This is a genomic window from Corynebacterium pyruviciproducens ATCC BAA-1742 (assembly GCF_000411375.1).
GTDB classification, from domain to species: Bacteria; Actinomycetota; Actinomycetes; order Mycobacteriales; family Mycobacteriaceae; genus Corynebacterium; species Corynebacterium pyruviciproducens.
Genome location: NZ_KE150446.1, coordinates 1,198,183 through 1,220,573, shown reverse-complemented (window position 1 = coordinate 1,220,573; position 22,391 = coordinate 1,198,183). Strand labels below are relative to the sequence as shown.

General features: G+C 63.8%; 23 protein-coding genes. 17 read left to right on the top strand and 6 right to left on the bottom strand.

What is annotated here, in order from left to right; translation table 11 throughout:
- The first annotated feature begins 114 nt into the window (after nucleotides 1–114).
- Both HMPREF1219_RS05245 and hemW read left to right on the top strand, forming a co-directional pair.
- Nucleotides 115–792, top strand: coding sequence for a hypothetical protein (locus HMPREF1219_RS05245; RefSeq protein WP_016457851.1), 678 nt, complete (start codon nucleotides 115–117; stop codon nucleotides 790–792).
- Nucleotides 792–1,928 (top strand): radical SAM family heme chaperone HemW, encoded by a 1,137-nt coding sequence (gene hemW, locus HMPREF1219_RS05240; protein ID WP_016457850.1) that lies wholly within the window; start codon nucleotides 792–794, stop codon nucleotides 1,926–1,928. Before HMPREF1219_RS05245 ends, hemW begins: the two co-directional genes overlap by 1 nt.
- Here hemW and HMPREF1219_RS05235 read toward each other — a convergent pair.
- Entirely contained in the window at nucleotides 1,925–3,163 is a 1,239-nt protein-coding gene (locus HMPREF1219_RS05235; RefSeq protein ID WP_016457849.1) for a hypothetical protein, read from the bottom strand. The genes hemW and HMPREF1219_RS05235 overlap by 4 nt on opposite strands.
- A gap of 176 nt (nucleotides 3,164–3,339) precedes the next feature.
- On the opposite strand from HMPREF1219_RS05235, the gene hrcA reads away from it, so the two are divergent.
- From hrcA to HMPREF1219_RS05185, 10 genes are all read left to right on the top strand, one after another.
- Nucleotides 3,340–4,368: a heat-inducible transcriptional repressor HrcA gene (gene hrcA / locus HMPREF1219_RS05230; protein WP_084594662.1), complete on the top strand. Its 1,029-nt coding sequence runs from the start codon at nucleotides 3,340–3,342 to the stop codon at nucleotides 4,366–4,368.
- Between the two features lie 31 nt (nucleotides 4,369–4,399).
- The gene (gene dnaJ, locus HMPREF1219_RS05225) at nucleotides 4,400–5,533 is read left to right on the top strand and encodes a molecular chaperone DnaJ (RefSeq protein ID WP_016457847.1); all 1,134 of its coding nucleotides are present in this window, start codon (nucleotides 4,400–4,402) and stop codon (nucleotides 5,531–5,533) included.
- Nucleotides 5,534–6,256, top strand: a complete 723-nt coding sequence (locus HMPREF1219_RS05220) for a 16S rRNA (uracil(1498)-N(3))-methyltransferase (protein WP_016457846.1) — start codon at nucleotides 5,534–5,536, stop codon at nucleotides 6,254–6,256. It begins immediately after the preceding gene.
- Between the two features lie 48 nt (nucleotides 6,257–6,304).
- Nucleotides 6,305–7,285: a PhoH family protein gene (locus HMPREF1219_RS05215; RefSeq protein WP_040427297.1), complete on the top strand. Its 981-nt coding sequence runs from the start codon at nucleotides 6,305–6,307 to the stop codon at nucleotides 7,283–7,285.
- 3 nt (nucleotides 7,286–7,288) lie between these two features.
- Complete coding sequence (gene ybeY / locus HMPREF1219_RS05210) at nucleotides 7,289–7,813, top strand: rRNA maturation RNase YbeY (RefSeq protein ID WP_016457844.1); 525 nt, start codon at nucleotides 7,289–7,291, stop codon at nucleotides 7,811–7,813.
- An 11-nt stretch (nucleotides 7,814–7,824) separates the two neighbouring features.
- Nucleotides 7,825–9,174: a hemolysin family protein gene (locus HMPREF1219_RS05205; RefSeq protein ID WP_084594700.1), complete on the top strand. Its 1,350-nt coding sequence runs from the start codon at nucleotides 7,825–7,827 to the stop codon at nucleotides 9,172–9,174.
- Between the two features lie 14 nt (nucleotides 9,175–9,188).
- A complete protein-coding gene (era, locus tag HMPREF1219_RS05200) occupies nucleotides 9,189–10,097 on the top strand; it encodes a GTPase Era (protein ID WP_016457842.1) in 909 nt (302 codons plus the stop codon).
- A 3-nt stretch (nucleotides 10,098–10,100) separates the two neighbouring features.
- Nucleotides 10,101–10,826, top strand: a complete 726-nt coding sequence (recO, locus tag HMPREF1219_RS05195) for a DNA repair protein RecO (RefSeq protein WP_016457841.1) — start codon at nucleotides 10,101–10,103, stop codon at nucleotides 10,824–10,826.
- A 68-nt stretch (nucleotides 10,827–10,894) separates the two neighbouring features.
- On the top strand, nucleotides 10,895–11,626 hold the full coding sequence (locus HMPREF1219_RS05190) for an isoprenyl transferase (protein WP_016457840.1): 732 nt from the start codon (nucleotides 10,895–10,897) through the stop codon (nucleotides 11,624–11,626).
- Nucleotides 11,626–12,726, top strand: a complete 1,101-nt coding sequence (locus HMPREF1219_RS05185) for a VIT1/CCC1 transporter family protein (RefSeq protein ID WP_016457839.1) — start codon at nucleotides 11,626–11,628, stop codon at nucleotides 12,724–12,726. The genes HMPREF1219_RS05190 and HMPREF1219_RS05185 overlap by 1 nt, the downstream gene beginning before the upstream one ends.
- Here HMPREF1219_RS05185 and HMPREF1219_RS05180 read toward each other — a convergent pair.
- Both HMPREF1219_RS05180 and HMPREF1219_RS05175 read right to left on the bottom strand, forming a co-directional pair.
- Entirely contained in the window at nucleotides 12,710–13,150 is a 441-nt protein-coding gene (locus tag HMPREF1219_RS05180) for a Fur family transcriptional regulator (RefSeq protein WP_016457838.1), read from the bottom strand. The genes HMPREF1219_RS05185 and HMPREF1219_RS05180 overlap by 17 nt on opposite strands.
- A gap of 50 nt (nucleotides 13,151–13,200) precedes the next feature.
- Entirely contained in the window at nucleotides 13,201–13,581 is a 381-nt protein-coding gene (locus tag HMPREF1219_RS05175; RefSeq protein ID WP_016457837.1) for an ArsR/SmtB family transcription factor, read from the bottom strand.
- 391 nt (nucleotides 13,582–13,972) lie between these two features.
- Here HMPREF1219_RS05175 and HMPREF1219_RS05170 point away from each other — a divergent pair, with 391 nt between their 5' ends.
- From HMPREF1219_RS05170 to HMPREF1219_RS05160, 3 genes are read left to right on the top strand one after another with little or no spacing between them, the layout of a single operon-like run.
- Nucleotides 13,973–15,358 (top strand): glycine--tRNA ligase, encoded by a 1,386-nt coding sequence (locus HMPREF1219_RS05170; RefSeq protein WP_016457836.1) that lies wholly within the window; start codon nucleotides 13,973–13,975, stop codon nucleotides 15,356–15,358.
- A gap of 13 nt (nucleotides 15,359–15,371) precedes the next feature.
- Nucleotides 15,372–15,866 (top strand): hypothetical protein, encoded by a 495-nt coding sequence (locus tag HMPREF1219_RS05165; protein WP_016457835.1) that lies wholly within the window; start codon nucleotides 15,372–15,374, stop codon nucleotides 15,864–15,866.
- A gap of 5 nt (nucleotides 15,867–15,871) precedes the next feature.
- Entirely contained in the window at nucleotides 15,872–16,324 is a 453-nt protein-coding gene (locus HMPREF1219_RS05160) for a hypothetical protein (RefSeq protein ID WP_016457834.1), read from the top strand.
- A gap of 107 nt (nucleotides 16,325–16,431) precedes the next feature.
- Here HMPREF1219_RS05160 and HMPREF1219_RS05155 read toward each other — a convergent pair whose 3' ends face one another.
- Nucleotides 16,432–18,363, bottom strand: coding sequence for a TPM domain-containing protein (locus tag HMPREF1219_RS05155; RefSeq protein WP_016457833.1), 1,932 nt, complete (start codon nucleotides 18,361–18,363; stop codon nucleotides 16,432–16,434).
- 42 nt (nucleotides 18,364–18,405) lie between these two features.
- Here HMPREF1219_RS05155 and HMPREF1219_RS05150 point away from each other — a divergent pair, with 42 nt between their 5' ends.
- Nucleotides 18,406–19,650, top strand: a complete 1,245-nt coding sequence (locus HMPREF1219_RS05150) for a deoxyguanosinetriphosphate triphosphohydrolase (protein ID WP_016457832.1) — start codon at nucleotides 18,406–18,408, stop codon at nucleotides 19,648–19,650.
- Here HMPREF1219_RS05150 and HMPREF1219_RS05145 read toward each other — a convergent pair.
- Entirely contained in the window at nucleotides 19,643–19,972 is a 330-nt protein-coding gene (locus tag HMPREF1219_RS05145) for a hypothetical protein (protein ID WP_016457831.1), read from the bottom strand. The two genes, HMPREF1219_RS05150 and HMPREF1219_RS05145, sit on opposite strands and share 8 nt — an antisense overlap.
- Nucleotides 19,973–19,990: 18 nt before the next feature.
- Nucleotides 19,991–20,509, bottom strand: coding sequence for a guanyl-specific ribonuclease (locus tag HMPREF1219_RS05140; RefSeq protein WP_016457830.1), 519 nt, complete (start codon nucleotides 20,507–20,509; stop codon nucleotides 19,991–19,993).
- A gap of 10 nt (nucleotides 20,510–20,519) precedes the next feature.
- Between HMPREF1219_RS05140 and dnaG the strand changes: the two genes are divergently transcribed.
- On the top strand, nucleotides 20,520–22,388 hold the full coding sequence (gene dnaG / locus HMPREF1219_RS05135; protein WP_016457829.1) for a DNA primase: 1,869 nt from the start codon (nucleotides 20,520–20,522) through the stop codon (nucleotides 22,386–22,388).
- The last annotated feature ends 3 nt before the right edge of the window (nucleotides 22,389–22,391 follow it).

Below are 22,391 nucleotides of genomic sequence, written 5' to 3'. Positions count from 1 at the left end.
CACGCCTCCAATGCGTCCGCGGATGGGAACCGTAGAGTAGAAAGCGTTACGGTCGAGCAGTCGTGCTCGGCCGTTCGCACCCGTGACACGCGACAAAAGGGAGGTATCGCAACCGTGGCTGACGCCAAGCTTTTCGACGCCAAGTTGCGGCTGCGCGAACTCACCCAAACCCTTTATGATGTGGGCGACGAAATCGCCGAGTACGTCGACCACGTCGCCCAGGCCGTCGCCGACTGGGACGAATTGCTCGTCAACGACTGCCTCAGCGAACTTGAGGAGATCATTCAGGAGGGGCGTACCGATTCCCGACGCGCCTCCGCTGAACTTTCCGGGATGAGGCACGCCATGGTGTCAGGCCTGCGCGCCGGGACCCTCAGCGGTCGTACCCGCGAGCCCCTCCGGGCGTCGAAAAGCCGTCCGGACGTCCTCACCACAGCGGACCTCGCCCTCATCACAACCCCCCTCGAGCGCACGCGCACGGTGGTGACCTACCTGCGGGAGGTCGCGGACTGGGCGGTGGAGCAGACAGCTCTCGCCGTCGATGACCTCGACTCGGTGTCCATCCCGCTCACCGCCACCAAAGTGTGGCAGCTCGTCAACCTCGCTGTCGGCGCGTGGATGTCCGTCGTCGTCATCCCCGACCCCCAAATCACGAAGAGCCTGCGCGGCATGAACCCGCCAGAATTTCTCCACGAACGCGCACGCGTCGAGGCCATCGTCGCCCGCGTCGCGCGCAAACAACACCACGCCACCGGCGGCTACCCGCCGGTCCACCCCTCGAAAGGCCTGTAGTGGCATTCGGACTCTACATCCACGTCCCATACTGCACGGTGCGCTGCGGATACTGCGACTTCAACACGTACGTGCTGGGGTCCTCCGACGCGCTTGCTACATACCAGGAAGCTTTGGAGCGAGAGTTGGAACTCGCGACCGCGCGATTGGAGGCGCAAGGCCTGCTACCCGACGACGGTGTTTCCACGATCTTCGTCGGCGGAGGGACGCCGTCGATACTGGGAGGGGAAGGGCTGGCCCAAATCCTCGCCGCCGTTCGCCATACCATGAAGATTGCCCCAGGTGCTGAGGTGACCACGGAGGCGAACCCGGAGACCACATCCCCGGAATTCTTCTCGACGATCCGTGCTCATGGTTTCACCCGTGTTTCCCTTGGCATGCAGTCGGTTGCGCCTCACGTGCTGAGGGTCCTGGATCGTCGCCACACACCAGGAAGGTCCCTGGATGCCGCGCGAGAGGCCCTCGAGGCGGGTTTCGAGCACGTCAACCTCGACCTCATTTACGCCACGCCGGGCGAAACGGATGATGATGTGCGTCGCTCCGTCGAGTGCGCGTTGGAGACGGGGATCGATCACCTGTCGGCTTATTCCCTCATCGTCGAAGAGGGCGCGGCTCTCAATCGGAAGATTGCTCATGGTGAGTTGCCCCGGCCGAGCGAAGAAGTCATGGCGGATCGGTACGAGATCGTTTCCGACTTAGCGGAGCAGGCCGGATTGCACTGGTACGAGGTGTCCAACTTTGCCAAGCCTGGGGGCGAGTGTCTTCATAATATGGGGTACTGGCGTAGTGAGCCGTGGTGGGGCGCGGGGCCGGGCGCGCATTCCTTCGTCGGAAAGCGAAGGTGGATGAATGAGAAACTACCTGTGCGGTACGCAGCGAGGGTGAGTGCCGGCGAGCTGCCGGTGAAGAGCGATGAAGTCCTTAGTGATGAGGACAGGTACGTCGAAGAGGTGATGCTGCGTCTGCGGCTTGCTGAGGGAATCCGTCGTGATGTGGTGAAGGAAAGCGGCCAGGCCCAGATCGATCGCTACGTGGATGCCGGCCTGCTCGAGGTCGAGGGCGATCGCGTGCACGTGAGCATGGAAGGTCGGCTGCACGCCGATGGCATTGCAGCTGACATTCTGTTCATCGATTAGAGGATCGTCGCTTTTCGACGCGCCTTTCGTCGCCTTTTCTTGCGGTGGTTTCCGCGGCGCAGGAGGTCCTTCGGTTGGTGGGCCGGCCGGTTTTTCTTTCTGCTGCGGTGCCTGAGGTAGAGGCCCCGGCCCGAGTACTCGCGGCAGTGGTTCTTGTGCCGTTTTGTGGGCGAGCCGTCGGGGGGAAGAAATACCGCTTCTTTTGTTTCGGGGTCGCGCACGTGGCGGCCGTATTTGGGTGGCTTGGTGGGGTCGTCGTCGTTGTGGAGGTTGTGGAACTTGCATGCTGAGATGATGACCTCGGCTGTTGTCTCGCCTCCTTGTGACCATGCGATCGAGTGATGGCCTTGCGAGTATTGGGCGAGGTTGTAGCACCCGGGGTGGGAGCAGAAGATTTGGTCGCAGGCGATGGCGGAGAGGAGTTGTTTGGATGCCAACCGCTGGTTTTTGAGTTGGTAGTGGCAGCCGATGTTGCCGTCCTCGTCGTAGATGGTGACGAGGCCGAAGGGTGCGAGTTTGATGTTGGCTAGCTCTTCGCCGTTGATGAGGGTGCCGTCGGTGGTGGCGAACATGCCGTCGCCGACGTATTTGCCGTCGTCCACGGTGAGCATGAACGCCGGCGTCATGGTGCGGTCCCAGGGGTCGACTTCGTCGGTGTCGCGGGGACTTGTGTGTTTGAGCAGCAGTGTGCGCAGTCCTTCGGCGTAGCGGTAGGAGCTGGGCAGGGCGGTCCATTTTTCCCCGAGGTCTTTGAGCGTGGCGCGGAATGTGGCCATGAGTTCTGGGTTGAGGCGAATGTGGGCGTGTTGCATGCCCGTGATGTCGGTGGTTTTGGAAAAGGTTACCGAGTTGGATACTTTCCGCGCTTGTTTTGTGCCGGCGATCTTTTTGATGTGGGCTTTGACGTCTTTCCAACTGGTTGCGCCGTGATCGGCGAAGTCGAGGATGGTGTTGCGGAATTCTTCTTTGTCCTCGTCTGCGTGGAGGAGGTTCATGGCCTGGGAGATGAGGATGAGGACGGGGATGGACACGCCGCGGGCGAGGCCCTTGGAATCGTCATAGGCAGCCCAGTTCTTGCTTGCCGTGACTAGTTTGGTGGCGGTGGGCCTGGAGAATCCGTAGTGTTCTGAGATGAAATCAGCAGCATCACTGTGGGCCTCGGCGATCTGCGCTACTTCGGCGAAGATCGTCGGCCCGGTGAGGAGACTACGGAAGGCATCGAGAACGTTGGTCATGGTATGGACGGTAGTTGCTGGTGGCGGCGGCCTCGAGGCTTCTCGCCCTCGTTTTCCACAGTTCAGACAAATTTCGTTGGCGCAATGTGCTATTGCGGTGTGCCCCTGTGGATGAGGGGGAGCTGCCGGGGGCGGGATATACAATTAAACGGTGACGTTAGGGACGCTAAGGAGGCATGGTGTCGAATTCAGCGAGTGAAAGGCGCGAGCGCGTGTTGCGTGCGATTGTGAGCGACTACATTGCGCAGCAGGAGCCGGTGGGGTCGAAGGCGTTGGTGGAGCGTCATGGTTTGACGGTGTCGTCGGCGACGATCCGTAATGATATGGCGGTGTTGGAGGCGGAGGGCCTGATCGCGCAGACGCATGCGTCGTCGGGGCGGATTCCGACGGAGAAGGGCTACCGGGAGTTTGTGGATTCGATTCAGTCGGTGAAGCCTCTGAGTAAGGCGGAGCGGGCGGCGATCCTCAAGTTTTTGGATCAGGGCGTGGACTTGGAGGATGTGTTGCGTCGTGGGGTGCAGTTGCTGAGCCAGTTGACGCGTCAGGTGGCGATGGTGCAGGTGCCCACGTTGCAGGTGTCGCGGGTGAAGCATGTGGAGGTTGTGGGGTTGACGGCGACGCGTGTGTTGCTCGTCCTCATCACGGACACGGGGCGGGTGGATCAGCGCAATGTGGAGTTGGAGTCTGCGGTGTCGGAGGAGGTGATTGCCGAGGCGCGTCGGGTGCTCAATGATCATTTGGTGGGGAAGTCGATGCGGGAAGCTCGCGGTGCGTTGGAGCATGCGGTGGCTGAGGCTCGTCCGTCCGCTCATGATATGGTGGAGGCGATGTCGCGCACCCTCCTCGACACGCTTGTCGACGCCCCCTCGGACCGGCTTATCCTCGCCGGTACCCCGTTCCTCACCGAGTTGCGCGGCGAGTTGCCCGCCGGCCTCCCCGCCGTGCTGGAGGCGCTGGAGGAGCAGGTGATCATGCTCAAGCTGATGAGCGCCGTGCACGAGTTGGGGCAGGTGAAGGTGTCCATCGGGGAGGAAAACGAGGACCAGAAGTTGCATGGTGCCTCGGTGGTGGCCACGGCTTATGGTAAGGCGCAGGCCCCGCTGGGGGCGCTCGGCACGGTGGGGCCGACGTATATGGATTATTCTGGGACTATTTCGAAGGTTACCGCTGTTGCTCATTATGTGAGTAAGGTGCTCGGAAGTTAGAACCAATTTTTGTAGGAGATTTTGAGAAACTGTGGCTCGAGATTATTACGGCATTTTAGGTGTGGATAAGTCCGCGACGGATGCGGAGATTAAGAAGGCGTACCGCAAGTTGGCGCGCAAGTACCACCCTGATGTGAACCCTAGTGATGAGGCTGCGGAGAAGTTCCGGGAGATTTCTGTCGCTCATGATGTGTTGAGCGACCCGGAGAAGCGGCGCATCGTCGACATGGGCGGCGACCCGATGGAGCAGCCCCAGGGCGGCGCCGGCGGCTTCGGCGGGTTTTCGTCCTCCGGCTTCGGGGACATTTTCAGCGCGTTCTTCGGCGGCCAGGGGGCGGGTGCCCAGCGCAGGTCGCGGGTGCAACCGGGGGCGGACGCACTGCTGCGCACGTCGATTAGCTTGGAGGATGCCTTCAAGGGCGTGAAGAAGCAGGTGACGGTGGACACGGCGGTGGTGTGTACCGCGTGCCACGGGTCGGGCTCGGAATCGGGCGCGAAGCCGGTGACGTGCCCCACGTGCCACGGCCAGGGTATGGTGCAGGAGGTGCAGCGGTCGTTTTTGGGCGATGTCATGACCACTCGGCCGTGCGCGGATTGCGACGGCACCGGCGAGATCATTGAGGATCCGTGCAAGGAGTGCGCGGGCGACGGGCGTGTGCGGGCGCGTCGTGATTTGACGGTGGCGATCCCCAAGGGCATCGTCGACGGGATGCGCATCCGCATGGCGAGCCAGGGCGAGGTGGGCCACGGCGGTGGCCCCGCCGGTGACCTGTACGTGGAGGTGCGGGTGGATCGTCACCCTGTGTTCACCCGCGAGGGCGATGATCTGCACGTGGCGCTGACGGTGCCGATGGTGGATGCGGCGCTCGGCGCGTCGACAACGCTGACGGACCTCGGCGGCGACGAGGTGACGCTCACCGTCGGGCCGGGCACGCAGCCCGGCGACGAGGTGACCGTCGCCGGCAAGGGGATGCCGAAGTTGCGCACCGACGGGCACGGCGACCTCATCGCCCACGTCATGGTGACCGTCCCCACCCACCTCGACCGCAAGACGAAGGAGCAGTTGAAGAAGCTGCGCCGCGTCTCGCAGGAGAAGGTGGAAGTGGTGACCCGCGAGGGGTCGAACGGGTTCTTCTCCAACCTCCGCTCGAAGCTGGGGCTGTAGATGACGGCGGCGACGTTCGTCGTGGACGGGGCCCCCGCGCCGGGCCCATTTGTGCTCACCGGCCCGGAGGGCCGCCACGCCGTCACCGTGAAAAGGATGGCTATCGGCGAGACGGTGTGGCTTGTCGACGGCCACGGCTCGCGCTCCACTGCAACCGTCACCCGTGCCGAGGGGAAGGACAACCTCCACGTGGAAGTCACCGACCGTGTGGAGCTCCCTCCCGCCACGCCGACGGTGACGGTCATCCAGGCGCTTCCCAAATCGGACCGGCAGGAGCTCACCGTCGACCTCCTCACCCAGGGCGGGGCGGATGTCATTGTGCCGTGGGAGGCAGAGCGCTGCATTGCCAAGTGGCAGCCGAAGAAGGCCGCCAAGTGGGAGAATGCGGCGGTGGCGGCGGCGAAGCAGTCGCGCCGCGCCCGCTTTCCTCATATCATGAAGCCAAACGCCCTGGACGAGGCGTTGGACGGTGCAGATCTCGTGCTCGTGCTGCACGAGGAGGCCGCCCGGCCGCTGAGTGCCGTGGATTTTTCCGGCGTGAAGTCGGTGGTGCTCATCGTCGGCCCGGAGGGCGGGCTATCGCCGGCGGAGGTGGAACGCTTCACCGAGGCAGGGGCGCACCCGGTGCTGCTGGGCCCCGAGGTGCTGCGCACGGCGACGGCAGGGTTTGCGGCTCTGGCTGCGATCGGCGTGAAAACCAGCAGGTGGCTGGTAGAGTCTTAACGGTTATTGCAGGAAAAATTATTTAGCAGGGATTGATACAGCACTGTGGTGGAAGTGAAAAAGCCGATTGTGACCAAGGTCATCGAGCTCGACCCGGCCCATGTTCAAGCCATTTTGGGAATCGAGGATAACAACCTCAAGGCACTCGAGGAACATGTGCGGGCGGAGATCGTTGCCCGTGGCACGAAGCTGACGATCACAGGGCCCGATGTCGAGGTTGTCCGCGCCTCGCGGGTGCTGTACGAGATGTCCGCGGCCGCCAAGGCCGGGCGTTCCATCACGCCGGAGTCGGTCCGTCACACGGTGGGACTCGTCCGCCAGGAGGCCCCGGAGACGGTCGCGCAGGCCAAGCGCCGGGACATCGTTTCTCGGCGGGGAAAAACCGTGCGGGCCGTGACGCGAGGGCAGCAGGAGTACGTGGACGCTATCGACAACAACACCATCGTCTTCGGTATCGGCCCGGCGGGCACCGGCAAGACGTACCTGGCGATGGCCAAGGCGGTGCAGTACCTGCAAGCGAAGAAGGTCCAACGGATCATCCTCACCCGCCCTGCCGTGGAGGCGGGGGAGAAGCTCGGGTTCCTGCCAGGCACCCTCGGCGAGAAGATCGACCCGTACCTGCGCCCGCTATACGACGCCCTGCGTGACATGGTGGACCAGGAGGCCATTGGCAAGCTGCTCGAATCCGGGATCGTCGAGGTGGCCCCCTTGGCCTACATGCGCGGGCGGACGCTCAACGACGCGTTCGTCATCCTCGATGAGGCGCAGAACACCACCGCCGCGCAGATGAAGATGTTCCTCACCCGCCTGGGGTTCGGCTCCACCATGGTCGTCACCGGCGACATCACGCAGGTGGATCTGCCCGGCGGCCAGCGCTCCGGGCTGCGGGTGATTCGGGATATTCTGGAGGGGATCGACGGCATCCACTTCAGCGATCTGACGAGCTCCGACGTTGTTCGCCACCAGCTGGTGGGGCGGATTGTCGCCGCCTACGACAGGTACGAGCAGGAACATTCGACAAAGAGGTAGCACATGTCAATTGAGGTTCTCAACGAGTCAGGCAACACCGACGTGGACGAGAAGCAGCTGTCCACCGTGGCGGAGTTCGCGCTTCGCACCATGGACGTGCACCCGTCGGTGGAGGTCACCATCACGTGCGTGGACCTCGACACGATCGAGGACCTGCACGTGCGATGGCTCGATCTCGAGGGGCCGACGGATGTCATGAGCTTTCCCATGGATGACATCAGCGCCACCGGCGGCCGGCCCGACGCGGCCGACCCGGGGCCCGCCTACCTGGGGGATATCATCCTGTGCCCGGACTTCGCGCAAAAGCAGGCGGACAAGGCCGGTCACAGCTTGAACCACGAGCTGGATCTTCTGACCGTTCATGGTTGCCTTCACCTGCTCGGCTACGACCACGCCAAGCCGGATGAGGAGCAGCACATGTTCGCTCTGCAAAATGACATTTTGAGCAGGTGGTACGACGCGACGGGGCGGGACAAGCCGACATCGGCTAAGGCGTTTCCCACCGCAGCCGAGAAGGAGAATCTGTAACAGCCACCATGATCGAGTCGTACCTCTATAGCCTCGTCGCCATCGTCGCCCTCATCCTGTCCGGCCTGTGCCGGACGGCGGATTCCGCGCTCTCCGGGATCTCCATCGCCCGCGTGGAGGAGATGGAAAAAGACGATGTGCGGGGTGCCGCACGGCTCAAGCGGGTGGCCGAAAACCGGGCCCGCTATATCAACCTCCTGGTGTTGGGGCAGACCGTGCTCGATGTCACCGCCGCGGTGTTCGCGTGCGCCGTGGCCTTTGAGATCATCGACCGCCTGAGCGTCGCCATGGTTGTGACGATCGTTGTGATGAGCCTCGTCAGCTACGTGTTCGTGGGCGTGCTCCCGCGTTCCATCGGCAAACAGTCGCCGTATTCCACGGCCCTCAAAGCGGCACCTCTCCTCACCATTGTGGGAACGATCTTAGGGCCGGTAGCCACATTCCTCATTTGGCTTGGTAACAAGGTGACCCCAGGTGGCGGTTTCCGCGAGGGACCGTACTCCACGGAGGTGGAGTTGCGGGAGATGGTGGATATCGCCCAGGAAAAGGGTGTTGTGGAGGTGGACGAGCGCCGGATGATCCAGTCCGTGTTCGACCTCGCGCAGACCACTGCACGCTCCGTCATGGTGCCTCGCACGGACATGATCTGGATCGAGGAGGAGAAGACGGCCGGGCAGGCGACCACCCTGTGTGTGCGCTCCGGTCACTCCCGCATCCCCGTGGTGGGAGAGAACGTGGACGATATCGTGGGAATCGTCTACCTCAAAGATCTCGTGGCCGAGACCTACTCCCATGCCGACGGCGGAAAATCCGTCACGGTGAAAGACATCATGCGGGAGGCGACGTTCGTCCCGGACTCGAAGAACCTCGACGATCTTCTTCATGATATGCAAAAGCGCCGCAACCACATCGCCGTGCTCGTGGACGAGTACGGCGCCATCGCGGGCCTCATTTCCATTGAGGACATCCTCGAGGAGATCGTGGGCGAGATCGCCGACGAATACGACGACGAAGAGGTCGCCCCCATCGTGGCGCTCGGGGATGACACGTACCGGGTGGTGTCCAGGCTCAGTCTGGAAGACCTGTCGGACATGGTCAAGGAGTCTTACGGCGAGGAGCTGGAATTCACCGAGGACATCAACGACACGGTGGATACCGTCGGCGGGCTCATCGCCTACGAGTTGGGGCGCGTGCCGCTGCCCGGCTCGACGGTGCACACCAGTGGCCTGGCGCTCACGGCCGAAGGCAAGAAGGACCGGCGCGGCCGGATGCGGGTGACAAGCGTGGTGGTCACGGTTGATACCGAGGCGCTGAGGCCGGGGTATGATCAAAGCGATACCTCAGACCCGACCGACGATTAGCGAAGGATCCGCACTTGTTCACCGACACCCCCGAAGGCTTCCGTTCCGGATTCGTCAGCTTTGTTGGCCGGCCGAACACCGGCAAGTCCACCCTCACCAATGCGCTGGTGGGACAGAAGATCGCCATCACGGCGAACCAGCCGGAAACCACCCGCCACCCCATCCGCGGCATCGTGCACAGGGATAACGCGCAGGTCATCGTCGTGGATACCCCCGGGCTGCACAGGCCCCGGACGCTGCTTGGCGAGCGCCTCAACGAGCAGGTGAAGGAGACGTACGCGGACGTGGACGTCATCGCCCTCACCATCCCCGCCGACGAGAAGATCGGCCCTGGGGATCGGTGGATCCTCGACGCCGTGCGCAAGGTGGCACCCAAGACCACCCTCATCGGCGTGGTGACAAAGATTGACAAGGTGTCCAAGGACGAGGTGCTCGTCCAGCTGCAGGCGCTGCACGATCTGCTCGGCGGCGACTGCGAGGTGGTCCCCGTCTCGGCCGTGAAGGCCGAGCAGCTCGACGTACTCGTCGACGTCATCGTGGACAAGCTTCCGGAGGGGCCGAAGTTCTACCCCGATACCCACCTCACCGATGATGACACGGAGACGCGCATGGCGGAGCTCATCCGCGAGGCGGCGCTGACCGGCCTCAAGGACGAGCTGCCGCACTCTGTGGCCGTGCAGATCGACGAGGTGCTCGACGAGCCGACGGAGAAAGACCCCGGCAAGCAGGCCATCCACGCCATCATCTACGTCGAACGCCCCGGCCAGCGCGGCATCCTGCAAAAGCGGATGGGGCGCATCATCACGGATGCCCGGCGCTCCCTCATCGAGCTCACCGGCCACAACGTGTTCCTTGACCTGCGCATCAAGGTGCTGAAGAACTGGCAGTCCGACCCCAAGGCCCTGGGTAAGCTGGGCTTCTAGGCAGTGCGGCGCGGCTCGTATCGGGAGCGGGCACTCATCGTCCGCACCTACGATTTCGGCGAGGCGGACCGCATTTTTGTGCTCCTCACCCGCACCCGGGGCATCGTGCGGGGCGTGGCCAAGGGGGTGCGCCGCACCCGCAGCAGGTTCGGCTCGCGGCTGCAGCCGTTTGTGGAGCTCGACGTGCAGCTGTACAAGGGGCGCAACCTGGAGTCCATCACCGGCGCGGATACGGTCATGTTCTTCGGCCGGCTGATCGACGATTACGTCCGCTACACCGCAGGCGCCACCGTGCTTGAGACGGCGGAGAAAATAAGCCTCGGCGCCGACCCGGAGGGGATCTACGACCGCGTCGTTACGGCCCTGACTGAGCTCAACCAGACGGAGAACGTCACCCCCACCCTGGACACGTTCCTCCTCCATATCATGAGCGATGTGGGCTGGCCGCCCTCGCTGTTTGACTGCGCCCAATGCGGGAAACCGGGCCCACACCACGTGTTCCATGCCGGCGCAGGCGGCGCCCTGTGCGAGCGGTGCCGGCTGCCGGGGTCGGCCACCCCCGACCCGGAGACCCTGCACCTCATGTGGCTGTACATCCACGCCGGGCCGCAGGCGGCCGCCGACACCTCGCCCGCCCGCATCGCCGAGGCGCACAACCTGACAACCTCGTTTGTCACCTTCCACCTCGAGCGCCGCGTGGCGGCGCTGCAAAAATTCAACGAAGCGTAAGCCCTGCGCGTGCCGGTGACCGGGCGCGGTGACGGGGCGTCGATAAGCGGAGGACCGGTCGTGGCAGAATGGGTGGGGTGAAACCAGATATCCCGAAAGAGTTCCTCCCCACGCACATCGCCCTCGTCATGGACGGCAACGGCCGGTGGGCGCAGGAGCGGGGGATGGTGCGCACCGAGGGCCACAAGCGGGGCGAAGCCGTCCTCATGGACATCATCGACGCCTGCCTCGAGCTCGGCATCCCGTACCTGTCCGCCTACGCCTTCTCCACCGAGAACTGGCGCCGCTCCGCAGACGAGGTGCGGTTCCTCATGGGATTCAACCGCGACGTCCTCCACCGGCAGCGCGACATCCTCCACGAGAAGGGCGTGCGCGTGCGGTGGGCCGGGAGGCGCCCGCGGCTGTGGCGGTCCGTCATCCGCGAGCTGGAGAAGGCCGAGGAGCTGACCAAGGACAACACGAACATGACGTTCTACATGTGCGTCAACTACGGGGGGCGGGCGGAGATCGTCGACGCCGCCCGCGAGATCGCCCGCCGGGCCCGCGCGGGGGAGCTGCGCCCCGAGCAGATCACGGAGAAGACGTTTGCCCGGTTCCTCGACGAGCCGGACATGCCCGATGTGGACCTGTTCCTGCGGCCGTCGGGGGAGAAGCGGACAAGCAACTTCCTCTTGTGGCAGTCCGCCTACGCCGAGATGGTGTACCAAAACACGCTGTTCCCGGACTTCACCAAGGAGAACCTGTACGAGGCGTGCCTTGAGTACGCGAAGCGCGACCGCCGTTTCGGGGGCGTGAAGTAGTGCCTTCCCAAAAGCGGATCCGCAGGTGGAGAAAGTACCTCGCCAACGAGCGGGAGGAAGCGCGGACGTACCGGGCGCTCGCCGCCCAGGCGACGGGCGAGCAGAAGGAGATCCTGGAGAAAGTGGCGCAGGCGGAGGCCCGGCACGAGCGCTACTGGGAGGACATGCTCGGCCCCTACGCCAACAAGACGGTGCGCCCGAGCTTTGAGACGCGGGTGGTGGGCACCCTTGCCCGCCGCTTCGGTTCCGTGTTCACCCTGGCGCTCTTGCAGGCTGCGGAGCAGCGCCGCCCCTACGAGTCCGATGCCGATGCCACCGATCGGCTGACCGCTGACGAGAAAATTCACGCCGAGATCGTGCGTGGCCTGGCAGCGACGGGCCGCGAGAAGCTCTCCGGTAACTTCCGTGCTGCCGTGTTCGGCGCCAACGACGGGCTGGTGAGCAACCTGGCGCTCGTCATCGGCATGGTGGGCAGTGGCGTGAGCAATCAGGTGGTCCTCCTCACCGGCGTCTCTGGCCTGCTCGCCGGCGCTTTATCCATGGCCGCCGGTGAGTTCGTCTCCGTCAGCTCTCAAAAGGAGCTTCTCGACGCCTCGACGCTCGATTCGCGGACGGCTTCCTCGGCCCTTCCGGCCCTTGATTTGAAGGAAAACGAGCTGGCGCTCGTTTTCCGCGCCCGTGGGATGGGGGCCGACGAGGCGACGGCGCTCGCCCACGAGGCGATTACCAATTCGAAAGCGGCTCCGGACGACGCCACGCGTGAGGCCGCCGGCGACGTATTCTCCGGTGTCGGTGGGCTGTTTGAGGCCCGCAGCTCGCAGGTGGTGGGCAGCGGTGCCGCGGCGGCGCTGGCCAGTTTCTGCTTCTTCGCGATGGGGGCGTTTGTGCCGATCGTCGCGTTCCTCTTCCCCGTGAGCATCGCCGTGGCCACGTGCGTGTCGCTCGTGCTTGTCGGCTGTGCCCTCATGGTGACCGGCGGTTTCGTCGGCGTGATGAGCGGTGCGAGCCCGATGAAGAGGGCGCTGCGGCAGCTGGGCCTGGGGTTTGGGGCGGCGGCCGTGACCTACGTGCTTGGCCTCGGCTTTAGCTTCTTGCTGTAGCCGCGCAGGCGGGGCACAGCCCGAACACCTCGGCGGTGTGGCTCGTCAGCGTGAATCCGCGGCGCGATGCCTGGGCGCGCGCCCATTCCTCCACGGGCCCGCCCTCGATTTCTACCGTGGACCCGCACCGTTCGCACACGAGGTGATGGTGGTGGCCCTCGTGCGAGCAGTGGCGATAGAGCGCCTCACCGGAGTTGGTGTGCAGCACGTCCACCTCGCCGAGATCAACAAGCGACTGGAGCGTGCGGTACACAGTGGTCAGCCCCACGGACAGTTTCCTGGAGGTGAGCTCCTCATGGATCGCCTTGGCGGAGGAAAAGTGGTCGAGGGATCGCAGCACACTGACCACCGCGGCCTTTTGCCGCGTCCGTCGCTGCCCAATCTTTGGTACCGCTCCGCGGGATGAAGCAGATGACGAATTCACAGTAGCCACTCCTTTTCACACGTGATTGTGGCAAGTATAGACCAGGAAGGTTAAAGGTCCTGCTGGAGGCACGCGAGGATGATGATCGACGGCTTATCGGAGCTGAGCGAATATACCTTCTCGCGCCCGACACGGTGGCTTGTCACTAGCCCGGATTCCTTGAGCACTTTGAGGTGCTGGCTCACGAGCGGCTGGCTGGCCCCCGTCTCTTTGACCAGCTCGTGCACCCGCTTTTCACCCTGGGTGAGCAGCAGCACGATGGTGAGGCGCAGCGGTGAGTCGAGGGCGCGCACGGTGGACAGGACGGACGACTGTTGGGCCTCGGTGATCGGAGTGTGGGAGAGCACGGTGGTGGCGTCGACGAGCTCGAAACGCCCGGAAGAATCGGGCATCACGTTGTGGACACGAGGAGCGGAGTGATCATTACTCATGACGGTTATCCCTCTTTTCCCGTACGCACGTACGACATCTATGTGATGCTAAATTGCTCCGTCGGATCACGAATGGTCGGCAGCCCAATCCAGTTTTTATTAAACATCAGAATATATGGGTCATATGTTTAATTGCTAGGGCGACTGAACTCGCGCACCCAATCAGGGTAAATATGCGTTTCCGCTTATTTTAATATGGCCTGATGGGGTGATCCAGTAACCGGGGGCGATGAACGTAGGAAGCAACGTTACACCGCTTTCCAATCTCAGTGTCGCACATTTTGGCCAACTCTGCACGAGCAGATAATGGCATGGTCTCGCCAGATGTACGGGCGATGGCGGGCACCAGGTAGGATGTGACTACACGTCAATTTTTGTGGAAGGGAAAACGATGGCTCAAGGGTCAGTGTTGGATAGCGTAGTAAATCTGTGCAAGCGTCGTGGGTTTGTGTACCCCTGTGGTGAGATCTACGGTGGCACGCGCTCCGCGTGGGACTACGGCCCGTACGGTGTGGAGATGAAGGAAAACGTCAAGCGCCAGTGGTGGCGCACGATGATCACCTCCCGGCCGGACACCGTCGCCATCGATTCGTCGGTGATCCTGCCGCGCCAGACGTGGGTCGCCTCCGGGCACCTGGAGGTGTTCCACGATCCGCTGGTTGAGTCCCTCTACACGCACAAGCGCTACCGTGCCGATCACCTGCTGGAGGCCTACGAGGAGAAGCATGGCCACCCGGCCCCCAACGGCCTGGCCGATGTCAACGACCCGGAGACCGGCCAGCCCGGCAACTGGACCGAGCCGCGCGACTTCTCCGGCATGCTCAAGACGTTCCTCGGGCCTGTCGACGACGAAGAGGGCCTGCACTACCTGCGCCCCGAGACCGCGCAGGGCATCTTTGTGAACTTCAAGAACGTCCTCACCACCTCGCGGTCCAAGATCCCGTTCGGCATTGGCAACATTGGTAAGAGCTTCAGGAACGAGATCACCCCCGGTAACTTCATCTTCCGCACCCGCGAGTTCGAGCAGATGGAGATGGAGTTCTTTGTCAAGCCCGGCGAGGACGAGAAGTGGCACCAGTACTGGATCGATCTGCGCCACAAGTGGTACACCGACCTCGGTATTAACCCCGATCACCTGCGCCTGTACGAGCACCCGAAGGAGAAGCTCTCCCACTACTCCAAGCGCACCGTGGACATCGAGTACGCGTTCCACTTCCAGGGCTCCACGTGGGGTGAGCTGGAGGGCATTGCTAACCGCACGGACTTTGACCTCGGCACCCACATGAAGCATTCCGGCGAGGACCTGCGTTACTTCGACCAGGCCACCGGCGAGCGCTACCTGCCGTACGTTATTGAGCCCGCCGCCGGCCTCGGCCGCGCCATGATGGCCTTCCTCGTGGATGCGTACGAGGAAGAAGAAGTGCCAAACGCGAAGGGTGGCACCGATAAGCGCACCGTGCTGCACCTCGACCCGCGCCTCGCGCCCGTCAAGGTGGCCGTCCTGCCACTGTCCAAGAAGGACACGCTCACGCCCGTGGCGGAGGAGATCGCCCAGACGCTGCGCCAGCACTGGAACGTCGATTACGATACCTCCGGCGCGATCGGTCGCCGCTACCGTCGCCAGGACGAGATCGGAACGCCGTACTGCGTTACCGTCGACTTCGACTCGCTCGAGGATCACGCCGTCACGGTTCGTGACCGTGACTCCATGGCGCAAGAGCGCGTGAAGATTGATGAGCTCGAGTCCTACCTGGCGGGTAAGCTCATTGGCTGCTAACGAGAATGTAGGGATGAAGCTGGAATTCAAGCCGCCCAAGGACGGCGTGTTGCCCCTGTATCACGACGGCGCACAGGTTGCCACGTTTACGGAGGAATCCGCCACGGTGGGCGGCAAAGAGTGGACACTTGCTAAGGACAAGACCGGCCTGCGTCGCACGGATGCGCCCGATTGGGTGGTCACCACCAAGGATGAGGAGCCCCTGGCCAAGGCCGACCGCGTCGAGGTGCATGCCGGTAGCACGGATTTCGTGCTCGATAACGAGGTGAAATCCGACTGGGTCATCCTCGACCCCGCCGGCGACTACGTGGGCCAGTTCACCGGCGCGAGCCACGGTGTGCGCCAGCCTGTCATCACCTTTGACAAGGAGTTGCCCGAGGAGCAAGCGGTGTTCCTTGCATGGACGGCACGGGAGCTCCTCATGGCTTCCATGGTGCGCAACACGGGGATCACCACGATGGCCCTCATCGGGTTGAGCGTCCTCGGGTTGCTGGTCGTACTACTGTAGGCCCCATGGATTTTCATGAGCCGAGCTGGGTGTGGAGGGACAATAATCTCATTGACTCCCTCGGCACCCAGATGGCTTCGGTGCGCGCTGACATCATTCATGTAGCCGATCAGAACATCCTCATCGAGGCGCTCGCCACCAATTTTCATTTCAAGTGCCGCGCGACCACGAGTGATGGCGATATTTTCACGGTTTCCCAGCGCGGTTTTACCGTCGCCAACCTCGACGCGACGTGTGGGGATCGTCGCTATACTCTCGCCCGCACGTCGACGTGGCGGAAGGTGCGGGGCATCACCACCCTCGACGGTGGGGTGTACGCCTACGTCCGCCCCCGCGCGAACGGTCAGGTTGAGGTTCACGACGGTCCGCTCGTGGAGGACATTCCTCTCCTCGATGCGGTTTTCCTCACCTGGGTGTGTGTGCTTGTCGACGCCCCGGTGCGGCGTCCCCGGATCTAAAGACGTACCAAACAGGCCCCCAGCTAAAGCTGGGGGCCTGCGGAAGCTGGGGGCCTGCGGAAGCTGGGGGCCTGCGTTAGCTGGGGCCCCGCTTTCGCGGGGCCGTTTTAGAAGCGGCCGCCCCAGGAGCCGCCTCCGCCGCCACCGCCGAAGCTGCCGCCTCCGCCGCCACCGAAGCCGCCGAATCCACCGCCGTTGAGCATGGAGCCGAGCAACAGGCCGGTGAAGAGGTCGCCGCCACCCCCGCCGCGGCGGGTCTGCATCGAGTCTTGGTAATCGCTAAAGTCGCGCTTGGCCGCCTGCAAAGACCTCTGAGCAAGCTGGCCCGCCTCACTGGCCAGAGGCAACGCCTTCTGCGGATCCGTTCGCCCCGCCGACATCGCCTTGGCCAGCGTCTGCTGCGCCTGCGCCAGCAACGTGCGGGCACGCGAACCGATCGCCCGGCCACGGGTGGCGATGAAGTCCTCCGCCGATTGGATGGTGGCCTGGGAGCTCTGCAGCGTCTGGTTGAGCAGCTGCACGTTGCGCTCGTGGGTGGCCTTCACCTCACGGAGCGTATCGATAAGCGCATCCAACTCCGCGTCGATCGCCGTCAACGAGGCGTAGGCGGCCAGCGGATCGGTGGGGTAGGTCTCCTTCGCCTCGGCGAGCACGCCGGTGGCCTTGTCCACCAGGCCGGCTGCCTCGGCGCTGGAGCTCAGCCCCTTGAGCTCCTCGATCTCGCCGGCCACCTCGTCCCGGATGGACTCGAAATTGTCGGTGGCGAGCTTGAGGTTATCCTCACCGTGCTCAACAGCGGTGAGGAGCTCGTCTGCCTTGGCCAGTGCCTCCTCGGAGCGTCGAATAGCGGAAATGAGACCTCCCTGCGAGCCCGCGGGCTGACCGGCAAGCGTGCGGGCCTCGTCGGTGGCCTTCTCCGCCTCGGCGAGCGCTGCCTCCGCAAACTCGGGGTTCTCACGGATGGAATCCACCGCCTGCGCACCGTGGGTGGACTCCATGGTGGACAGCGTCTCCCGGGCCGCAGGCAGACGCCTGTGGAGGTTCACCACCTTGGAGGACAAGTCCTGGACTACAGTGTCGGCGTTAAGGATGGTATCGCGCATGGAGCGGAACTCATCCTCCTTCTCCTTCAAGGCATCATTCGACGTGCCACACGAGCTGACAATATCGACGAGCATGGCGCGCCGCTCCGCCTCCGACTCGGGGATGGAATCCGTGAGACGCTTCTGCAGCTCGAACGCGTGCTGCAACGTCGAGGTCGCGTGGTTCATCGCCTTGGTGAACGGGCGCGTGCGCTCCGCACCAAATTCCTGCTGGGCGAGCTCCAGCTCCTTCTTCGACTGGCGGACCGCCTCGTCGGTGCGCACGAGCACATCGGAGGCAAGGTCGGTGAGCACGGGGGTGGGGAGACTTGACAACCGGCTGACATCGGAAGGCGAAATCTCACGCGCGTCCCGGGCCATGGCCTCCGTCTGCTTGCGGCGGTTCTTCCGGCCACGGGAGGCCGCAACAGCGCCACCACCGGCGACCACGGCACCGCCGCCGAGCAGCCACCACCAGCCCGACCCATCGGAGTCACCGCCGGCAAGCGTGCGGCCCGCCGCGGCCCAATCCGAGCTTGAGAGCGCCCCCGTGGCGTTCTTCTGGATGGCCTCCACACGGGACTGTGACCAATCGGCGCCGTACTGCATGCCCACCTGGCGGTCATTCACGCCCACGACGAACACGAGGACGTTATCGCCCCCGCTTGCGGAAAACAGTTGCTTAGCTACCTGCTCGCCGGTGCTACTGCCCAAGTCCGGGAACAAGACGAAAAAGGGGACGAGACCGGTGGACTGCGTGAACTCGGTGTACTTGGACTCTAAGTCGGCCTTCTCCTCCTCGGAGAGGACGCCCGCCCGATCAGTGACGCGGTCTGTGAGCTGGACCTTCGTCGTCTGTGCGAGTGCCGGGGGCACTGCCTGTGGCGTGAGCGGTACCAGCGGTGCCGAGAAAACAAGGGTGGCTGCGGCCAGTGCGGTTCCTACTAAGCGTTTCATAGCACCCAGAGTACAGCGTCACAGGTAGGATGGTATGCCATCATGTACCACTACGACGCATTCGATATGGAGCGGTTCGCCCCCGAAAAGCCCAAGCGCAGTGGCCTGCCCGGCGACGAGCCGGACCACCGGTCCGTCTTCGCCCGCGACCGCGCCCGCGTCCTCCACTCCGCTGCACTGCGCCGGCTGGCGGATAAAACCCAGGTGGTCGGCCCCCGCGACGGGGACACCCCGCGCACCCGCCTTACCCACTCGCTGGAAGTGGCGCAGATTTCCCGGGGCATCGGGGAGGGGCTCGGCGTCGACGGGTCGCTGGCGGAGCTCGCGGGCCTGTGCCACGACATTGGCCACCCTCCCTACGGCCACAACGGCGAGGTCGCACTCAACGAGCTGGCCCGCGACTGTGGCGGGTTCGAGGGCAACGCGCAGACGTTGCGTATTTTGACGCGCCTGGAACCCAAGGTGGTGGGGTACGGGTTGAACCTCTCCCGCGCCGCCCTCGACGCTGCCATCAAGTACCCGTGGACTGCCCAGGGGCGCAAGAAGTACGGGGTGTACGAGGATGACCTGCCCGTGTTCCAGTGGGTGCGGCAGGGGATCGAGACGGAGGAGAAATCGATCGAGGCGCAGATTATGGATGCCTCCGATGACATTGCCTACTCCGTCCACGATGTGGAGGACGGGATCCTCGCCGGCCGCATTGACCTCCGGGTCCTCGGTGACCTGGTGGAGCTCGCCGCCCTGGCGGAGAAGGGGGCGAAGGCTTTCGGTGGCGAACCCGAGGCCCTCGTTGAGGCCGCCGCGACCCTCCGGGGTCTCCCGGCCGTTGCGGAGGCGACGCTTTTCGACGGCTCGTTCACCTCCCTCATCGCCCTCAAGACGATGACGAGCGAGCTCGTTGGCCGTTTCGTGGGCGCGGTGACAACAGCCACCAAACACGCCAACGGGGATGCACCACTCGGACGCCATCATGGCACCCTCATCGTGCCCCCGGGGATCGACGCCGAAATCAAGCTGCTCAAAACCCTCGCGGTGCTCTACGTCATGGAATCCACGGCGCACCTCAAGCGCCAGGACCGGCAGCGCGACCGCGTGGCAACCGTGTACGAATACCTCCTTGGGGGAGCACCGGGCACCCTCGACCCCGCGTTTGCCGCCTGGTTTGAGCGCGCCGACGAGGATCCGGCCCGACACCGCGTCATCATCGATCAGATCGCCTCCATGACGGAGTCCCGCCTCGAGCGCATCGCCCGCGAAGGTGCGGAGTTCAACTCCTTCTTCAGCTAGCAGGCGAGTTGTTGCTCGGAGCGAGCGCTGCGAGCCCGAGGATGACAAGGGGAGGAGTAACCCGCCACAGGAATCCGGAATTAAGCGGCGGCGTGTGGCCGATGAAGGCCAAGTACACGTAGTTCCACACGACTACAAGCACGAAGCCGCACAGGAGAACGGTTGTGAGGCGGAAACGGGCAAGCATCCAGTAAAGCGCCGGTGCCCCGAGCCCGATCCCCGTCACTACACCCAGCACCTGGGCGAGCCACCCCGCGTCGCTTCCCAGAACCGCGGCAAGAACATAGAGAATAAGGCCTAAAAACACAACCACGTGTCGCATGTGGGCCTCCCTCGTTGATTAGTCCTCGGCGTCTGGGATTTCGCAGAACGTGTCGTAGTGGTCGCCAGTGTAATACCACGTATCCGGGTCCGTCCTGGTCCCGCCGCCGACGACGATGCGCCGCTCACCGCGGTGGCCCGTCCCCGGCGTGGGAACGGTGAACTCACGGTAGTACTGCGAATTCTCCTTGGGCAACCGGTTTTGGTAATTGCCAAAGTGGGTATTGTCATCGCCGGGGAAGGCGTAGGGGCCGCCGGATTCGATGGAATCGGTCACCTGCCTGGCCTCCTTGGGGAGCGAATCGATGGGGCAGATCGCACCTGAAGGTGCGGTCTGCGATGAGGAAGCTGTCTGCTCAGATGGCGTTGTCTGCGCAGATGGTGCGGTCTGTGATGAGGAAGCGGTGGGGGTTTGTCCACCGTCGGCAGACATGTCGATGCCGAGGTATGCTGCCACTACGGCGAGGATGAAACCGAGAATCCAGGGACCTTTCTTCACCACGCCTATTGTAATGTGGGGATAGCACAAGGTTTTCATCGGAGGTTTCATGGCACGCGGACGAATCCCGGAAGAAGATATCGACTACATCCGGGAAAACACCCCCATCGAGGACATCGTCGGGGAATACGTGCAACTCAAACCCGCCGGCGCGGACTCTCTCAAGGGGTTATCGCCGTTCAAAGACGAAAATACCCCCTCCTTCCACGTCCGCCCCAACCACGGCTACTTCCACGATTTCTCCTCCGGCGAAGGCGGCGACGTATTCAGCTTCCTCATGAAGCTCGAACACCTCACTTTCCCCGAGGCAGTGGAGTACTGCGCCGACAAAATCGGCTACCACATCAATTACCAGGGTGGTGGTACGGGGACGCGCGAAAAATCGGGCACCCGCCAACGGCTCGTGCAGATCAACGCCGAGGCCCATAAATTCTTCGTCGACAAGCTAAAAGAACCGGAAGCAGAGCGGGCGCGGGAGTTTTTGACCGGCCGCGGGTTCACCGCCGAGCATGCCGCCCACTTCGGTTGCGGGTACGCGCCGGGAGGCTGGGACACACTCACAAAACACCTGCTCAAGATGGGATTCTCCGCCGAGGAACTGGAGGCCGCGGGGGTCACGTCCATGGGCAGGCGGGGGCCCATCGACCGGTTCCATCGCCGGCTCATCTGGCCCATCAAGAACCTCGCCGGCGATGTCATCGGGTTCGGTGCGCGCAAACTCTTCGACGACGACAAGCTGGGAAAATACTTGAACACCCCGGAGACGCTGCTGTACAAGAAATCGAAGGTGCTCTTTGGAATCGACCTGGCTAAACGCTCCATCGCCCAGGGGCACCAGGCCGTGGTTGTGGAGGGGTACACCGACGTCATGGCCATGCACGCAGCCGGCATTACCACCGCCGTCGCCAGCTGTGGCACCGCCTTCGGCGCCGATCACCTCCAGCTTATCCGCAGGCTCATGCTCGACGATCGCACCTTCCGCGGCGAGATCATCTACACCTTCGACGGCGACGAGGCAGGCCAGAAGGCTGCCATGCGGGCCTTTGAGGGCTCCCAGGAGTTCTCCGGTTCATCGTTCGTCGCCGTCGCCCCCGGCGGGATGGACCCCTGTGAGCTGCGGCAAGACAAGGGGGATGCCGCCGTGCGCGACCTCATCGCCCGCCGCATGCCGATGCTCGAGTTCGTCGTGAAAACGGTGCTCAACCAGTACGACGTCAACACCATCGAGGGGCGTCTCCAGGCCGTCCGCCGTGTCGTGCCCATGCTTGGCGCCATCAAGGACCCTGCCCTTCGCTCCCAGTACGCCCTCCAGCTGTCCGGGTGGGTTGGCTGGCTCAACGAGGACGAGCTCGCCCGCATGGTGGAGGACGCTTCTCGACGCCCAACCGCCACCCCCCGCACCCGCGAGCCGGTCTCACCCGACCCCGTCACCGCGCTTCCCGACCCCCGCGACCCGGCCCTGTGGCCCCAGCGCGAAAGCCTGAAGATCGCTCTTCAAGCCCCTGAGCTCGCCGGCAGCTCCTTCGACGAACTCGACCCCGACGGCTTCTTCCACCCCGTCTACCGGGCGATTCGTGACGGCATCGCCGCCGCCGGCGGGGCCGCCCACGGTGACGGGAAAGCCGGCTGGATCAGCCACATCATGGACGCCATCCCAGACCCTGCGGTGAAGAACCTCGTCTCCGGGCTCGCCGTGGAGGACATCCGCACCGACCGCGACCACTTCGAGGCGTACATGGACGCGGCGTTTGCCCGCCTGGAAGAGGGCGTGGTGGCCAACCAGATTTCCAACCTCAAGGCGACGCTGTCCCGCACCCGCCCCTCCGATGACCCCGAGGCCTACAACGCCATGTTCAGTGACCTCCTCGTCCTCGAGCAGGTGCGCCAGGAGCTCGTCAACCGCGCAATGGGAAGATAAATA

Excerpts from the sequence above, each read along its gene's own strand:
- HMPREF1219_RS05235 (WP_016457849.1), bottom strand. The coding sequence starts at position 3,163 with ATGACCAACGTTCTCGATGCCTTCCGTAGTCTCCTCACCGGGCCGACG.
- hrcA (WP_084594662.1), top strand. The coding sequence starts at position 3,340 with ATGGTGTCGAATTCAGCGAGTGAAAGGCGCGAGCGCGTGTTGCGTGCG.
- HMPREF1219_RS05220 (WP_016457846.1), top strand. The coding sequence starts at position 5,534 with ATGACGGCGGCGACGTTCGTCGTGGACGGGGCCCCCGCGCCGGGCCCA.
- ybeY (WP_016457844.1), top strand. The coding sequence starts at position 7,289 with ATGTCAATTGAGGTTCTCAACGAGTCAGGCAACACCGACGTGGACGAG.
- HMPREF1219_RS05190 (WP_016457840.1), top strand. The coding sequence starts at position 10,895 with ATGGGTGGGGTGAAACCAGATATCCCGAAAGAGTTCCTCCCCACGCAC.
- HMPREF1219_RS05175 (WP_016457837.1), bottom strand. The coding sequence starts at position 13,581 with ATGAGTAATGATCACTCCGCTCCTCGTGTCCACAACGTGATGCCCGAT.
- HMPREF1219_RS05170 (WP_016457836.1), top strand. The coding sequence starts at position 13,973 with ATGGCTCAAGGGTCAGTGTTGGATAGCGTAGTAAATCTGTGCAAGCGT.
- HMPREF1219_RS05165 (WP_016457835.1), top strand. The coding sequence starts at position 15,372 with ATGAAGCTGGAATTCAAGCCGCCCAAGGACGGCGTGTTGCCCCTGTAT.
- HMPREF1219_RS05160 (WP_016457834.1), top strand. The coding sequence starts at position 15,872 with ATGGATTTTCATGAGCCGAGCTGGGTGTGGAGGGACAATAATCTCATT.
- HMPREF1219_RS05155 (WP_016457833.1), bottom strand. The coding sequence starts at position 18,363 with ATGAAACGCTTAGTAGGAACCGCACTGGCCGCAGCCACCCTTGTTTTC.
- HMPREF1219_RS05150 (WP_016457832.1), top strand. The coding sequence starts at position 18,406 with ATGTACCACTACGACGCATTCGATATGGAGCGGTTCGCCCCCGAAAAG.
- HMPREF1219_RS05145 (WP_016457831.1), bottom strand. The coding sequence starts at position 19,972 with ATGCGACACGTGGTTGTGTTTTTAGGCCTTATTCTCTATGTTCTTGCC.
- HMPREF1219_RS05140 (WP_016457830.1), bottom strand. The coding sequence starts at position 20,509 with ATGAAAACCTTGTGCTATCCCCACATTACAATAGGCGTGGTGAAGAAA.
- dnaG (WP_016457829.1), top strand. The coding sequence starts at position 20,520 with ATGGCACGCGGACGAATCCCGGAAGAAGATATCGACTACATCCGGGAA.